This window comes from Cupriavidus sp. WKF15 (assembly GCF_029278605.1).
Classification (GTDB): domain Bacteria; phylum Pseudomonadota; class Gammaproteobacteria; order Burkholderiales; family Burkholderiaceae; genus Cupriavidus.
In genome coordinates this window covers 517,574-530,726 of the sequence record NZ_CP119573.1, presented here as the reverse complement: position 1 = coordinate 530,726, position 13,153 = coordinate 517,574, and the positions used below count along the sequence as shown (strand labels likewise).

General features: G+C 61.5%; 10 protein-coding genes and 1 pseudogene. 5 read left to right on the top strand and 6 right to left on the bottom strand.

The window, feature by feature from the left end; translation table 11 throughout:
• Nucleotides 1-27: 27 nt before the first annotated feature.
• The 3 genes from CupriaWKF_RS19800 to CupriaWKF_RS19790 are packed head-to-tail and all read right to left on the bottom strand — an operon-like array spanning nucleotide 28 to nucleotide 2,707.
• Nucleotides 28-174: a DUF2474 domain-containing protein gene (locus CupriaWKF_RS19800; protein ID WP_276102469.1), complete on the bottom strand. Its 147-nt coding sequence runs from the start codon at nucleotides 172-174 to the stop codon at nucleotides 28-30.
• Between the two features lie 57 nt (nucleotides 175-231).
• Nucleotides 232-1,242, bottom strand: coding sequence for a cytochrome d ubiquinol oxidase subunit II (gene cydB, locus CupriaWKF_RS19795; RefSeq protein WP_276102468.1), 1,011 nt, complete (start codon nucleotides 1,240-1,242; stop codon nucleotides 232-234).
• A 4-nt stretch (nucleotides 1,243-1,246) separates the two neighbouring features.
• Nucleotides 1,247-2,707 carry a cytochrome ubiquinol oxidase subunit I gene (locus tag CupriaWKF_RS19790; RefSeq protein WP_276102467.1) on the bottom strand — a complete coding sequence of 487 codons (1,461 nt, stop codon included), beginning with the start codon at nucleotides 2,705-2,707 and terminating at the stop codon, nucleotides 1,247-1,249.
• Nucleotides 2,708-3,069: 362 nt separating this feature from the next.
• Between CupriaWKF_RS19790 and CupriaWKF_RS19785 the strand changes: the two genes are divergently transcribed.
• The 3 genes from CupriaWKF_RS19785 to CupriaWKF_RS19775 all read left to right on the top strand — a co-directional run bounded on the left by CupriaWKF_RS19785 (nucleotide 3,070) and on the right by CupriaWKF_RS19775 (nucleotide 9,279).
• Nucleotides 3,070-5,349: an FdhF/YdeP family oxidoreductase gene (locus tag CupriaWKF_RS19785; RefSeq protein WP_276102466.1), complete on the top strand. Its 2,280-nt coding sequence runs from the start codon at nucleotides 3,070-3,072 to the stop codon at nucleotides 5,347-5,349.
• Nucleotides 5,350-5,509: 160 nt separating this feature from the next.
• Nucleotides 5,510-8,296 carry an AAA family ATPase gene (locus CupriaWKF_RS19780; RefSeq protein WP_276102465.1) on the top strand — a complete coding sequence of 929 codons (2,787 nt, stop codon included), beginning with the start codon at nucleotides 5,510-5,512 and terminating at the stop codon, nucleotides 8,294-8,296.
• A 65-nt stretch (nucleotides 8,297-8,361) separates the two neighbouring features.
• On the top strand, nucleotides 8,362-9,279 hold the full coding sequence (locus CupriaWKF_RS19775; RefSeq protein ID WP_276102464.1) for a bestrophin family ion channel: 918 nt from the start codon (nucleotides 8,362-8,364) through the stop codon (nucleotides 9,277-9,279).
• A gap of 60 nt (nucleotides 9,280-9,339) precedes the next feature.
• Here the strand turns inward: CupriaWKF_RS19775 and fdhD are convergent, their stop codons facing one another.
• Nucleotides 9,340-10,185 carry a formate dehydrogenase accessory sulfurtransferase FdhD gene (fdhD, locus tag CupriaWKF_RS19770; protein WP_276102463.1) on the bottom strand — a complete coding sequence of 282 codons (846 nt, stop codon included), beginning with the start codon at nucleotides 10,183-10,185 and terminating at the stop codon, nucleotides 9,340-9,342.
• A 486-nt stretch (nucleotides 10,186-10,671) separates the two neighbouring features.
• On the opposite strand from fdhD, the gene CupriaWKF_RS19765 reads away from it, so the two are divergent.
• Nucleotides 10,672-11,073, top strand: a complete 402-nt coding sequence (locus tag CupriaWKF_RS19765) for a GNAT family N-acetyltransferase (RefSeq protein ID WP_276102462.1) — start codon at nucleotides 10,672-10,674, stop codon at nucleotides 11,071-11,073.
• Nucleotides 11,074-11,100: 27 nt separating this feature from the next.
• On the opposite strand, the pseudogene CupriaWKF_RS19760 reads toward CupriaWKF_RS19765, so the two are convergent.
• Nucleotides 11,101-11,397, bottom strand: a pseudogene (locus CupriaWKF_RS19760) (cupin domain-containing protein); the annotation flags it as partial.
• Nucleotides 11,398-11,427: 30 nt separating this feature from the next.
• Here CupriaWKF_RS19760 and CupriaWKF_RS19755 point away from each other — a divergent pair.
• Nucleotides 11,428-11,955, top strand: coding sequence for a GNAT family N-acetyltransferase (locus tag CupriaWKF_RS19755; protein WP_276102461.1), 528 nt, complete (start codon nucleotides 11,428-11,430; stop codon nucleotides 11,953-11,955).
• Between the two features lie 34 nt (nucleotides 11,956-11,989).
• On the opposite strand, the gene CupriaWKF_RS19750 is transcribed toward CupriaWKF_RS19755, so the two are convergent.
• Nucleotides 11,990-13,108 carry a nitronate monooxygenase gene (locus CupriaWKF_RS19750; protein ID WP_276102460.1) on the bottom strand — a complete coding sequence of 373 codons (1,119 nt, stop codon included), beginning with the start codon at nucleotides 13,106-13,108 and terminating at the stop codon, nucleotides 11,990-11,992.
• Nucleotides 13,109-13,153: the final 45 nt, after the last annotated feature.

Here is a 13,153-nt window from a genome sequence, read left to right as displayed (position 1 = left end):
CTGCTGGCGGTGGTACGTGTGAGGGTCTCAATGGGATTTGAAACCTACTGCCTGCATCACAAGGCGGAGCAGCTCCGCCGCCAGCCCGACGGTCGCGACGCCTGTTGCCCAGAGTCCGAACAGCCAGAGGACTTGCTTCCAGCGGCTCCCTCTTTTTGAGTTGCGATCAAGCATGCTGTCTTATCCCTGCAGTCCTGATGGCCTGAAACCCTGAAACCCGGCAAGCAGTCGTTAGTGATGATAGCCTTCGCCGATCTTGACCTTCCCGCGGAAGACGTAATAGCTCCAACTCGTGTAGACGAGGACAAATGGCAGGATGAAGAGCGTGCCGATCAAGGCGAAGAGTTGGCTCTGTACGGGCGACGCTGCCTGCCAAAGGGAGACGGAGGGCGGGATGATGTTTGGCCACACGCTGATGGCAAGGCCGCTGTAGCCGAGGAAGATGATCAGCAGCGTGATGAGAAACGGCGTTGCGGTCGCCCGATGGGCCAGGGCGCGCAACGTGGCAATGAAGCTGAAGATCACAAGGACTGGCACGGGAAGGAAATACAGCAAGTTCGGCATGCTGAACCAGCGAGCGGAAATCTCCGGATGTGCCAAGGGCGTCCACAGGCTCACAATTGCAATCGCGATGAGCAATAGCCAGGCGACGTACGATGAGAAGCGGTACATATCGGCCTGCAGGCGACCTTCCGTCTTCATGACCAGCCAGGTACACCCAAGTTGGGCGTATGCAATCAGAAGGGCTGCACCGCAGAACAACGGAAACGGCCGAAACCAGTCCAGGCCGCCACCCGCATAGGAATTGTTTGCCACGGGAAGGCCATCGATGAACGCGCCCAGCACGACACCCTGGCAGAAAGTCGCTATGACCGATCCACCGACAAAGGCCTTGTCCCACAGGTGGCGCTTCTCGTCGGTCGCCTTGAAGCGGAATTCAAAAGCAACGCCGCGGAATATGAGCCCGACAAGCATAAGAACCAGGGGAAGATACAGCGCGCTCAGTATCACCGAGTATGCCAGCGGAAATGCCCCGAAGAGCCCGGCGCCGCCGAGTACCAGCCACGTTTCGTTGCCATCCCAGACGGGGGCAACCGTGTTCATCATGACGTCTCGCTCTTCCTTGTCCTTGACGAACGGGAAGAGCAGGCCAATTCCCAGGTCGAAGCCGTCCATGACCACATACATCATGACGCCGAAGGCAATGATTACCGCCCAGATGAGAGTAAGGTCGACACCCATGATCCTAGCCCCTTATGCCGGCATCGAACTCTGCCGCCACATGATCCCCGTCTGCCGCCACCACACGGTCCCCGGCAGCCGATAGCGGACGTGCGGGTCTGCGGGGATGACCGCCCTCGTCGATGGTGACTTCCGGCTCGTGCGCCTGCGGTCCCTTGTGCACAAGCCGCAGCATGAAGGCAATGCCGGTGCCGAACAGGGCAAAGTAGATGACGACAAAGATGATGAGACTCAGGCCCACCTGGGCGGCATCCAGGGGAGAGGTGGCATCGGCGGTCCGAAGCAGTCCGTAGACGACCCAGGGCTGGCGTCCCATCTCGGTCGTGACCCAGCCGGCCAGCATCGCAACCAGGCCTGCCGGCCCCATGCAAAGCACGAAGCACAGGAAGAGGCGCGAGGTGTAGAGTGCCTTCCGGCTGCGCAGCCAGAGGCTCCATATCCCGGCGAGGATCATCAGCATGCCAAGGCCTACCATCAGACGGAACGTCCAGAATATGACCGTCGAGTTCGGGCGGTCCTCCGGAGGGAATGACTTCAAGGCCGGAATCTGCCGATCGAGGCTGTGTGTAAGGATGATGCTGCCAAGGACTGGTATCTCGACGGCGAAGTGGGTCTTCTCCGCCTTCATATCCGGCCAGCCGACCAGGACCAGTGGCGAGGGCGCTCCCGGAATGTTCACCCAGTGGCCCTCGATGGCCGCAATCTTCGCCGGCTGATGTTCGAGCGTGTTCAGGCCGTGGGCATCGCCAACCACGGCCTGGATCGGCGCCACGATGAGCGCCATCCACATTGCCATCGAGAGCATGGTGCGGCTGGCCGGCGCGTCCCGTCCCTTGAGGATCTGCCAGGCGCCGGAAGCGCCGACGAAGAAGGCGGTTGCCAGGAATGCGGCGATCGCCATGTGCGCGAGCCGGAACGGGAACGATGGATTGAAGATGACTGCAAGCCAGTCAACCGGAACGGCTCTTCCGTCGATGATCTCGTGACCCTGCGGCGTATGCATCCAGCTGTTGGAAGACAGAATCCAGAACGTGGAAAACAGCGTTCCGAGCGCGACCATCGCAGTTGCAAAGAAATGCAGACCCCTGCCGACACGTTCCCATCCAAACAGCATGACGCCAAGGAACCCTGCTTCAAGGAAGAATGCAGTCAGCACTTCATAAGTCAAAAGCGGACCGGTAATCCCGCCGGCAAAGTATGAGAAACGGCTCCAGTTGGTGCCGAACTGGTATGCCATTACCAATCCGGATACAACGCCCATGCCGAAATTGATGGCGAAAATCTTTGACCAGAAATGGTAGAGATTTTTATAAACGCCATTGCCGGTTTTTAACCACAACCCTTCCAGTACGACAAGATAGCTGGCCAGGCCGATAGTAATGGCGGGAAAGATGATATGGAAGCCCACCGTGAAGGCAAACTGCAGGCGGGCCAGGTCCATCGCCGTCGAGCTGTAGGTGTCCATGCTGATTTCACCGCGCAATGGTGGGTGTCGGTACGCTGTTAATGCGTAAAAACAGGCGTAAAAACAGAGAACGCCGAAAGCATTCTTGTGCGTCTATGCTTCTACCCGGGCGCAATGCCGGCCATTTATATGCAGTCGCAGTGTAGTTTGCAACTTCATAACTTGCTAGGAACCGGGTTGATTTTTATATACGGTAGTTATGTGGGTGAATATTCATTCACTTTCATAATTCATTGCGCATTTATTTGTAACAGCCTGGCGCATGAGAACCGGGACGCGCTATCTTTAGCTTCAGCCAATCAAGCTGGCTGGAAAGAGTCTATCGCTGACTCCGGATGTGCTGATTGCTTATGGGAGCAAGCATGGCTATTCGACGAGAAGTCCCCGGTATCCGTCCGTATGACGGCCCCGCCGGCGGCTGGGGCGCGCTTCGGGCGACAACACAGGCGATTCGCCTGCAGATGGATAGCGTGAAAGCCCCCATCACGCTGCTTCGGACCAACCAGCCTGACGGCTTCGACTGTCCGGGATGTGCGTGGCCAGACAAGGAACACCGGTCTACCTTCCAGTTCTGCGAGAACGGCGCCAAGGCGGTCACGTGGGAGGCCACCACCAAGCGGGTGCCGCCGGCATTCTTTGCGAGTCACACGGTGTCCTCGCTGCTGCAGATGTCCGATTTCGAACTGGAAGACATGGGCCGCCTGACCCATCCGATGGTCTACGATCGCGCGACCGACACGTTCCGGGCGGTGGAGTGGGAGGATGCATTCGCGCGGATCGGCGAAATCCTCCGCGGCTTATCGCCCGAGCAGGTCGACTTCTACACGTCCGGCCGGGCTTCCAACGAGGCGGCGTACCTGTTCCAGTTGTTTGCGCGGGAATACGGGAGCAACAACTTCCCGGACTGCTCCAATATGTGCCACGAGCCGACCAGCGTCGGCTTGCCGCAGTCAATTGGCATCGGCAAGGGTACGGTCTCCCTGGACGACTTCGAGCAATGCGAGCTGATCATCTCGATCGGACATAATCCGGGCACCAATCATCCTCGCATGATGGGAACACTGCATGAAGCGGCGCGCCGCAATGTCCCGATCATTGTCTTCAATCCGCTGCGCGAGCGCGCCCTGGAACGATTCGCCGATCCCCAGAACTGGCTCGAGATGGCGACGTACGGTTCGACCAGGATTGCCTCGACCTATTATCAGGTGGATGCTGGCGGGGATGCCGCGGCACTCAAGGGAATCATGAAGGCGCTGCTGGCCATGGACGCGGCCCAGGGAGACATCCTGGATCGCGATTTCATCGCCAAGTACACCGAAGGCTTCGATGCCTTTGCCGCCGACCTGAACGCGACGTCGTGGGAAGACATCGAGAAGGCCAGCGGCCTGCCCCGTGCCGAGCTGGAGGCGGTCGCAAAGCTCTATGCCGAGTCGAATGCGACGATCGTCACGTACGGCATGGGCGTCACCCAGCATAGCCGGGGTACGGCGAATGTCCGGCTGATCGCCGACCTGCTGTTCCTGAGGGGAAACTTCGGCAAGCCCGGTGCCGGGATATGTCCGTTGCGCGGCCATTCGAACGTGCAAGGCAACCGGACTGTCGGCATTACGGAAAAGCCGTCGCAAGACTTCCTGAAAGCCATCGAAGACGTGTTCGGATTCACGCCGCCGAGAGCGCATGGGCGCGATGCCGTCAGGACGGCGCAGGCCATGATCGACGGCAAGTGCAAGGCGTTGATCTGTCTTGGGGGCAACTTCGCGGTGGCCCTGCCCGATTCAGGGCAGTCTTTCCCGGCGATGAAGACGCTTGACCTGAGTGTGCACCTCGGGACGAAACTCAACAGAACGCATCTGCTGGTCGCGAAGGAAACCTATCTTTTCCCCTGCCTGGGGCGCACGGAGCTCGATGTGCAGGCCAACGGGCCCCAATCCGTGACGGTCGAGGATTCGATGTCGATGGTCCATGCATCGGCCGGGAAGCTCACGCCGGCTTCCGAACATCTGCGTTCCGAGCCGGCGATCATCGCGGGCATGGCGCAGGCCAGCCTGCCCAACACCAAGGTGGCCTGGGCAGACCTGGTTGCCGACTATGACCGGATTCGCGACCTGATCGAAAAGACGGTGCCGGGCTTCGAGAACTTCAATGACCGCATCCGAGTGCCTGGCGGGTTCCGCCTGCCGCTGCCGCCGACGGAGCGCAAGTGGACGACCCCTTCGGGCAAAGCGGTCTTTTCGGTGTATGGCGGCGTGAAGGAAGACGCAGACGTCCTGGGCGGCGAGAATGTCCTTCGCCTCATGACGATTCGCAGCCACGACCAGTACAACACCACGATCTATGCGCTGGATGACCGCTATCGCGGCGTGTTCGGGCGGCGCGACGTGCTCTTCATGAACGAAGCCGACATGAACGCGCGCGGACTCGAGCATGGGGACGTGGTCGATATCGAGACGATCATGGCAGGCCGGCAACTCCGGCTGAAAGGGCTCACCGCGATCGCGTACGAAAACATCGTGCGAGGCTCCGTGGCGGCCTACTATCCGGAAGCAAACGTGCTGGTTCCGCTGGACTATATCGACAAGGAAAGCGGTACGCCGTCCTATAAGTCGATCCCTGTGCGCGTGGTGCGCTCGGCATCGCCATGACGTGCGTTGAGCGGAGAGGGGGCGGGTAAAAAGGGGCGGTCAAAGCGCAGTCGATCGAACTGATACAACAGGTCTCATGGCTAGCTGCGTGACACGAAAGCCGTTGCTGAAGGCGAAAGCTGCTTGGGGCCGTGATCCCTGACAAGGAGACAAGTCCATCATGCCGACCCTATGTGAAATCTGCCACGCCCGCCCCGCGGTGGCCCGTGTGACCGTCGTCCAGAACGGCGAGCGCAAGTCGATTTCGATTTGCGACTATGACTATCGGCAGCTGATGCGCCACCAGAGCATGCTGAATCCGTTCGATTCGCTCCTGGGCGGCGGTGGCTTATCCCGCTTCTTCGATGACATGGGCCACGACGAAGCCGGGATGGCGGCCGAGGTGCCACGCGAGTCCGTGGATGTCACCGACGCGTTCAGCGAGCAGACGCTGGAGCTGCTGCAACGTGCCGCGGAGAAGGCGCACGAGCTCCGGCGCAATGAGCTCGACACCGAGCATTTGCTTTACGTTCTCGCCGATACCGATGTCGTCACGGCCTTGCTGAAGGAGCTGAAGCTTTCTCCGCAGGACATCAAGGGCTATATCGACCAGCACGCCCAGACCGGTACGGCAGCCGAGGATGCTCCCGTCGAACGAATGAGCATCTCGCCGCGCTTGAAGAAAGTGTTCCAGCACGCTTTCCAGGCATCACGCGAACTTGGACATTCCTACGTGGGTCCGGAGCACCTGCTGATTGGTCTGGCAGCTGTGCCGGAGAGCATCGCGGGGACGCTGCTCAAGAAGTATGGCGTAACGCCGGAAGGACTGCGACAGAAGGTCGTGAAGGTCGTAGGCAAGGGCGCCGAGGACGGACGGGTCGATACACCGAGCGGCACGCCGACGCTCGACAAGTTCGGACGCGACCTGACGGCCATGGCGCGGCAGGGAAAGCTGGATCCGGTGCTGGGGCGCTCTCTGGAAATCGAGAACACCATCGAAGTGCTGGCACGGCGCAAGAAGAATAACCCGGTGTTGATCGGCGAGCCGGGCGTTGGCAAGACGGCCATTGTGGAAGGCCTGGCCCAGCGCATCGTCAATGGCGACGTGCCCGAGGTGCTGCGGGGCAAGCGCCTGGTGGAAGTCAATATCAACTCGATGGTCGCCGGCGCCAAGTATCGGGGCGAGTTCGAGGAAAGAGCCAAGCAGCTGATCGACGAGGTTACCGCCAAGAACGATGAGCTGATCCTGTTCATCGATGAACTGCACACCATCGTCGGGGCGGGACAAGGTGGCGGGGAAGGCGGGCTCGACATCGCCAACGTGCTCAAGCCCGCGCTGGCGCGGGGCGAACTGAGCCTGATCGGCGCGACCACACTGAACGAGTACCAGAAATACATCGAGAAAGACGCGGCCCTGGAGCGGCGCTTCCAGCCGGTGCTGGTACCGGAGCCGACGGTCGAGCAGACCATCGTCATCCTGCGGGGATTGCGTGACAAGCTGGAAGCGCATCACCAGGTCACCTTCGCGGACGATGCCTTTGTTGCGGCTGCGGAAATGTCGGACCGCTACATCACGTCTCGCTATCTGCCGGACAAGGCCATCGACCTGATCGACCAGGCGGCGGCGCGCGTGCGCATCGGTTCCACCTCGCGCCCCGCCGACATCCAGGAGCTGGAGGCAGAAATCTCCCAGCTCAAGCGCGAGCAGGACTATGCCTCGTCGCGCAAGCGTTTTGACGAAGCCAAGGGCTTCGAGGAGCGCATCAATGACAAGCAGAAGCAACTCGACGAGAAGACCGAAGCCTGGCAGCGCAAGACAGGCTCGGAAACGCTGGAGGTCACGGTCGGAGCCATTGCCGAGGTAGTGTCGCGCCTGACAGGCATTCCGGTCTCCGATCTTACACAGGAAGAACGTCAGAAGCTGCTGCAAATGGAGGAAAAGCTTCGCGAGCGCGTGGTGGGGCAGGACGATGCGGTGGTTGCAGTCAGCGATGCGGTGCGCTTGTCCCGTGCCGGACTCGGGCAAGAAAACCGCCCGATCGCGACCTTCCTTTTCCTCGGACCGACCGGCGTCGGCAAGACCGAACTTGCCAAGGCGCTCGCCGAGACCGTATTTGGCGACGAACAGGCGATCATACGCATCGACATGTCGGAATACATGGAGCGCCACGCGGTAGCACGGCTGATCGGAGCGCCGCCTGGCTATGTGGGCTACGACGAAGGTGGGCAACTGACCGAGCGCGTGCGCAGGCGCCCTTACAGCGTGATCCTGCTCGATGAGATCGAGAAGGCCCACCCGGACGTGAACAATGTCCTGTTGCAGGTGTTCGACGATGGCAGGCTGACTGACGGCAAGGGCCGGGTCGTGGATTTCAGCAACACCGTCATCATTGCGACCAGCAATCTTGGTGCGTCGATCATCATGGAAGACCTGGAGAAGCCCGATGGCAAGCGCATGCCCGAGAAGCAATTGCGGGAGGCGTTGATGAAGGTGCTGAAAGGCCATTTCCGGCCAGAGTTCCTGAACCGGATCGACGACATCATCGTGTTCCATGCGCTGTCGCGGGACAACATCCGCGCAGTGGTGCAGATCCAGCTCGATCGCGTGGTCCGCACCGCGGCGGCGCAGGACATTACAGTGAAGCTGAGCGACGCCCTCCTTGACCACCTGGTCGAGGTTGGCTACCAGCCGGAGTTCGGTGCCCGCGAGCTGAAGCGCCAGATCCGGCAGTCGGTGGAGACAAGGCTGGCCAGGGAGATCCTGGGAGCCAAGCTGGCGGCCGGTGACAGCGTTGAAATCGGGTATGACAAGGAAAGAGCCGAGGTAACGATCAGCAAGGCTGCCACGGCTCAGCCCGATAAGGGCGAAGCCAGTCCTGCGAAGACCGCCGCGAAGAGCGCCACGACAAAGAAGGCGAGCCGTGCGACTGCTGACAGTCAGGCACCATCCGGCGCTGCGGGCTCCTGAACGCGGGGATGGGATTCCGGCTTCTGGAAGAGCTCGAACGCTGCTTCGTTCGCTAGAGAAGAATCATGATAGTGCGGCCAAAGAGGAACTGGTTCAGCATGTTATTTGTGTGGAATGGTTCGGTGCTGCAAGCGATCATTCCACAACTTGTCTTCCTGGCCTTTGTCAGTGGCTTTGCTGTCCTGACCCAGGGACGCATATTGGGAGAGAAGATACCGCTGAACACAGCGCCGTTTACACTGTTTGGCGTGGCACTTACCATCTTCCTGGCCTTCCGCAACAACGCAAGCTATGAGCGCTTCAAGGAAGCGCGGCTGATCTGGGGGCATGTCCTGATCGCGTCCCGGTCACTGGCATCGCAAGTCCTGAGCTACATACCGGACAACGAAGGCATTGACCGAATCCGGCTGATTCGCAAGCTCATCGCCTTTGTCTATGCATTGAAGCATGAACTTCGCAAAACGGATCCGACGCCGGATTTCGCGCGGCTGCTGGGCCGCGAGGAGGCAGAGCGGTTGTGCAGGAAACAGTATCGGCCGGTTGCGCTTCTCAATGACATACGGTCCGAGTTGGGCCGGTTCGTGGCCACCGGTATCGTCTCGGATTCCGGCCTCTGGGTGTTCGACACACAACTCAATGAGCTGGAGGGCACCGTGGGCGGTTGCGAGCGCATTGCCTCGACACCGATTCCGTTCGCATACGGCGTACTGCTGCATCGTACCGTGTACGCCTATTGCATCATGCTTCCGTTCGGGCTGGTTGATTCGACAGAGTTGTTCACGCCGATTGTTTCCGTATTCGTCGCATACACGCTGATTGCGCTGGAAGCGATTGCCGACGAGGTCTCGGAGCCGTTCAGCAAAGCACCCAACGCGTTGGCTCTGGATGCGATAGCTTGCAATATCGAGCGCTCGCTGCTTGAACTTTGCGATAGTGAAGTTCCTGCGCCCAAGGTGCCGGATCGTCAGTACCAGCTGACGTAGGACATCGGGTACCTGATATGCCGCCGCGCAACGGAGCGGATATACGGGCAACGCCTGGTGCTATAAGAAGCGCAACCGTTGCGGATGCGCATAGACCACCAGGCTTCCATTCCGTACGAAGCCGACCAGAGTAACCCCGACAGCTTCCGCCAGCCGCACGGCCAGCCCGGTCGGGCCGGATACTGCCGCCAGGATTCCTGTACCGATCGACGCGGTCTTGAGGACCATCTCGTAGCTTGCGCGGCTCGTCACGATCGTCGCACCGCTGGCCCGATCCTCGTTGCTGCGGGCAAGTGCCCCGGCAAGCTTGTCCAGCGCGTTATGGCGGCCGACATCCTCGCGCACGATGGTGACCTCGCCGTCGGCGCGCATCCAGGCGGCAGCATGCGTTGCGCCCGTGTCGTGAAGCAAGGCCTGGCTGGCGTGAAGCTCGGAAAAGGCGCGCTCGAACGCCGCCGGATGGAGTACGGTCGTGCTTTCGATGCGGGGCGGTATGCGCAAGACGTGGTCGAGCGACTCGGTCCCGCACAGCCCGCAACCGGTGCGGCCGGCCAGCGCGCGGCGTCTGGCCTTGAGTTCGGCAAATGCCGCGCTGGCGATCGAGATCCTGAGCGTGATGCCGCTCTCAGCGGCTTTCATGTCGATGCCGTAGATATCGCCGACGCGTCCGACGATGCCTTCGGTCAGGCTGAATCCGATCGCAAAGTCTTCAAGATCCGCGGGTGTGGCCAGCATCACCGCATGGGAGATCCCGTTGTACTCGAGCGCGACGGGAACCTCTTCGGCCAACTGATCATCCATGGCGGTTACGGTGCCGTGGACCCACCGCCTGACGGCGAGCGTTCGCTGGACCGGCATGCCTGTCATGCCGTTCGCGAGGCCTGCTTCTGGCATGTCACCCTTCATCTGCGCAATGTATTGGTTGAGGGTACCGGACTCTGCCAGTATAGGGCGACCACCCGGGCGAGCGAAGCCGTTTCCACGTGACGAGGGGCGCCGGTGGAACGTCGCGCATGTCGACCGCTTCGAGTGCGTCGAGGGGTCGCGGGAGAGCCCCAGGGTGGAGGGATGTCCTGTGAGGGAGGGAGGACTGCAAGCGGAGGAAGCTTGCGGGGCTCGTGCACCGCGACAGGAAAAACTTTATGCGCAGCAGAGCGAGGCGCTAGCACACAGTTGCCGTCGCGGGACATGAATACAGTTCCCGGTCCCTGCACGTTCCTGCACGGTGCCGTACGCCGCACAATCGACTCACTCGGGTGATGACAGTCTCATTGGGACCGACGCATAGTTGCCGGAAGTCGTCGCGGCTTGCTCACTGAGGTCGGCGAGTATCACAATGCAGCATTCAAAATGATAAGAGACGTTCGCCTCCGTGCCGCTACGGAACATGACATGGAAGCAATCGCCGGTGTACTGGCCACCTGCGGCCTGACCCTCTCCGCCGCCGGCGACACGTGTCGGCTTTCCCATGTTGCGGAGCTTGATGGCCAGATCATTGGCTGTGCTTACGGGGAACGGTACGGCCATACGTTCGCCATTCACACTGTTGCGGTGTTGCCTGAATTCCGGGGAAGGCGGCTGGCCACCTACATCGTCAGCGCACTGCTGATGAGAGCGCGATCCGGCGGCTGCCTGAATGCCACGGTGCTTACGAACGAGCATCCGGGCTTCTTCGCGCGGCACGGCTTTACCCTGACCCCGATCGACATCCTGGCACGGGAGACCCAATTGTCGCTGGCCCTGCTGCGCAGCTTCGGGGACCGTACTCACTATATGGCGCGCCAGCTGGACTAAGAAGCGTTAGGCCCTTTAAGCCGTCCGCTAGCGTCGGACCAGCGCCGCCACATAGCTGCAGGGCTTGCTTCCCGGATTGAAGAAGGTACATGGCGCCGGCGGTCCAAGTTGCAGGCAGTCGCCCGCTTCGAGTTCGTGCGTCATGGCGCCTTCTTCGAACACCAGCGACCCGTTGCGCACCCAGATCTGCTGGTGCAGGAATGTGAACGCCGAGGACGGATACGAGACCCGCGCGTTCGGGGGCAGCGTGACCTCCACCAGTTCGAGCATGCTGCCGCTGCGCGGCGACACGGCGCGTCGCGTATAGCCGGTCTCGGTATCGGTATCATAAGAGAAACAGCTTTGGAGAGCGACATGAAGATTCGCGACGCAAGCCCTGACGACATGCCAGCGGTCACGGTCATCTACAACGACGCCGTTGCCAACACGACAGCGATATGGAACGAGATCCCCGTGGATACGGCGAATCGCATCGAATGGCTCGATGCGCGCCGCAAGTCAGGCTACCCCGTGCTGGTAGCGGTCGACGATGATGCCGGCGTGGTGGGCTATGCGTCGTTCGGCGACTGGCGCGCATTCGATGGCTACCGGCATACCGTGGAGCATTCGGTCTATGTCCGCTCGGACCAGCGCCGCAAGGGCATCGCCGAAGCGCTCCTGATCGCGCTGATCGAGCGCGCGCGCGGCCTTGGCAAGCACGTCATGGTGGCCGCCATCGAGGCGCAGAACGCCAGTTCCATCCGCCTGCACGAAAAGCTTGGCTTCAGGCAGGTTGGCTTGCTGCCGGAGGTCGGGACGAAGTTCGGGAAATGGCTGGACCTCGCATTCATGCAGATCGAGCTGGATCAGCGGGCCGAGCCGGATCGGCTGCCCGGCTCGTGAATGCGCGGTCCTGCGATGGATTGTTCGCGCCGGACTAAGCCAGCATGTCCTGCATGGCATTCAACCGCGCAATCGCTTCCTTCAGTTCCGCCTTCAGCTGACTGACGAGTTCCGCTGCGGGGAGCTGTCGTGCCAGCGAAGCCGCCTGGCCGGCCCACTGCGCGGCGTAGTCGCTGTTGCCCTTCGCCTTGGCCGCGCTGTGCAGGGCCTTGCCGGCGTCATACGTGATCGGATAGTCAGGGATGGCGGGAGCATCGGGCGCTTCGCCGAGTTCCGTCAGGCGGTTGGTGAACCCGCGCGCCGCGCGGCCGGAGATCGCGCTTGTCAGCGTGGTCGGCCGTGCCGGCTGCACGGAGAAGGCTGCGCGGTAGGCCGCGTCGGCCGCGGACTCCGCGCAGCCGACAAACGCCGTGCCCAGCTGCGCGGCCTGTGCCCCGAGCGCCAGCGCCGCGGCAATGCCGGCGCCGTCCATCACGCCGCCGGCGGCAATCACGGGCAGGCGCGTGTGCCGGGCCAGCAAGCGCACCAGGGCAAACGCGCCGAGGCCTTCGTCGTAGACGGCCGGCTCAAAGACACCGCGGTGACCGCCGGCCTCGATTCCCTGCGCAATGATCGCATCAAGGCCAGCGGCTTCGATCTGGCGGGCTTCATGCAACGAGGTGGCGCTGGCCAGCAGCACGATGCCCGCCGCGTGCAGCGCATCGATCTTTTCCTGCGCCGGCAACCCGAAATGGAAGCTCACCACCGCCGGCTTCTCTTCCAGCAGCATCTGGAACATGGCTTCGTCGGTGACAAAGGTCTTGTAGATCTCGCGCAAGCTTGCCGGGGCCGTGACGCCATGCTCGGCGAACTGCGGCGCGAGATAGTCGAGCCAGGCCTTTTCCCGCGCCGCATCCGCGACTGCCGGAACATGGCAGAACACGTTGATATTGAAAGGCTTGCCCGTCAGCGCGCGGGTCTCGCGAATGGCCTTGCGCGCGCCGTCCGCATCCATGGCGCCGACGCCGAGCGAGCCGAGTCCGCCTGCTTCCGACACGGCAGCGGCCAAGGCCGGCGTGCTGACGCCGGCCATCGGCGCCTGGATGATCGGCGTGGTGATCCCGAGCAGTGAAAGCAGGTTGCGGCCATTGCCGGAACGCGTTGTGGTGTCCATGACGATGATTCCCTGTTGAGGTCGGATGATGGATTCAGAACTGGC

Bases quoted from the DNA above. Each gene is read 5' to 3' on its own strand.
- CupriaWKF_RS19780 (WP_276102465.1), top strand. From the start codon at position 5,510: ATGCCGACCCTATGTGAAATCTGCCACGCCCGCCCCGCGGTGGCCCGT.
- cydB (WP_276102468.1), bottom strand. From the start codon at position 1,242: ATGGGTGTCGACCTTACTCTCATCTGGGCGGTAATCATTGCCTTCGGC.
- CupriaWKF_RS19775 (WP_276102464.1), top strand. From the start codon at position 8,362: ATGATAGTGCGGCCAAAGAGGAACTGGTTCAGCATGTTATTTGTGTGG.
- fdhD (WP_276102463.1), bottom strand. From the start codon at position 10,185: ATGAAGGGTGACATGCCAGAAGCAGGCCTCGCGAACGGCATGACAGGC.
- CupriaWKF_RS19785 (WP_276102466.1), top strand. From the start codon at position 3,070: ATGGCTATTCGACGAGAAGTCCCCGGTATCCGTCCGTATGACGGCCCC.
- CupriaWKF_RS19765 (WP_276102462.1), top strand. From the start codon at position 10,672: ATGGAAGCAATCGCCGGTGTACTGGCCACCTGCGGCCTGACCCTCTCC.
- CupriaWKF_RS19755 (WP_276102461.1), top strand. From the start codon at position 11,428: ATGAAGATTCGCGACGCAAGCCCTGACGACATGCCAGCGGTCACGGTC.
- CupriaWKF_RS19800 (WP_276102469.1), bottom strand. From the start codon at position 174: ATGCTTGATCGCAACTCAAAAAGAGGGAGCCGCTGGAAGCAAGTCCTC.
- CupriaWKF_RS19750 (WP_276102460.1), bottom strand. From the start codon at position 13,108: ATGGACACCACAACGCGTTCCGGCAATGGCCGCAACCTGCTTTCACTG.
- CupriaWKF_RS19790 (WP_276102467.1), bottom strand. From the start codon at position 2,707: ATGGACACCTACAGCTCGACGGCGATGGACCTGGCCCGCCTGCAGTTT.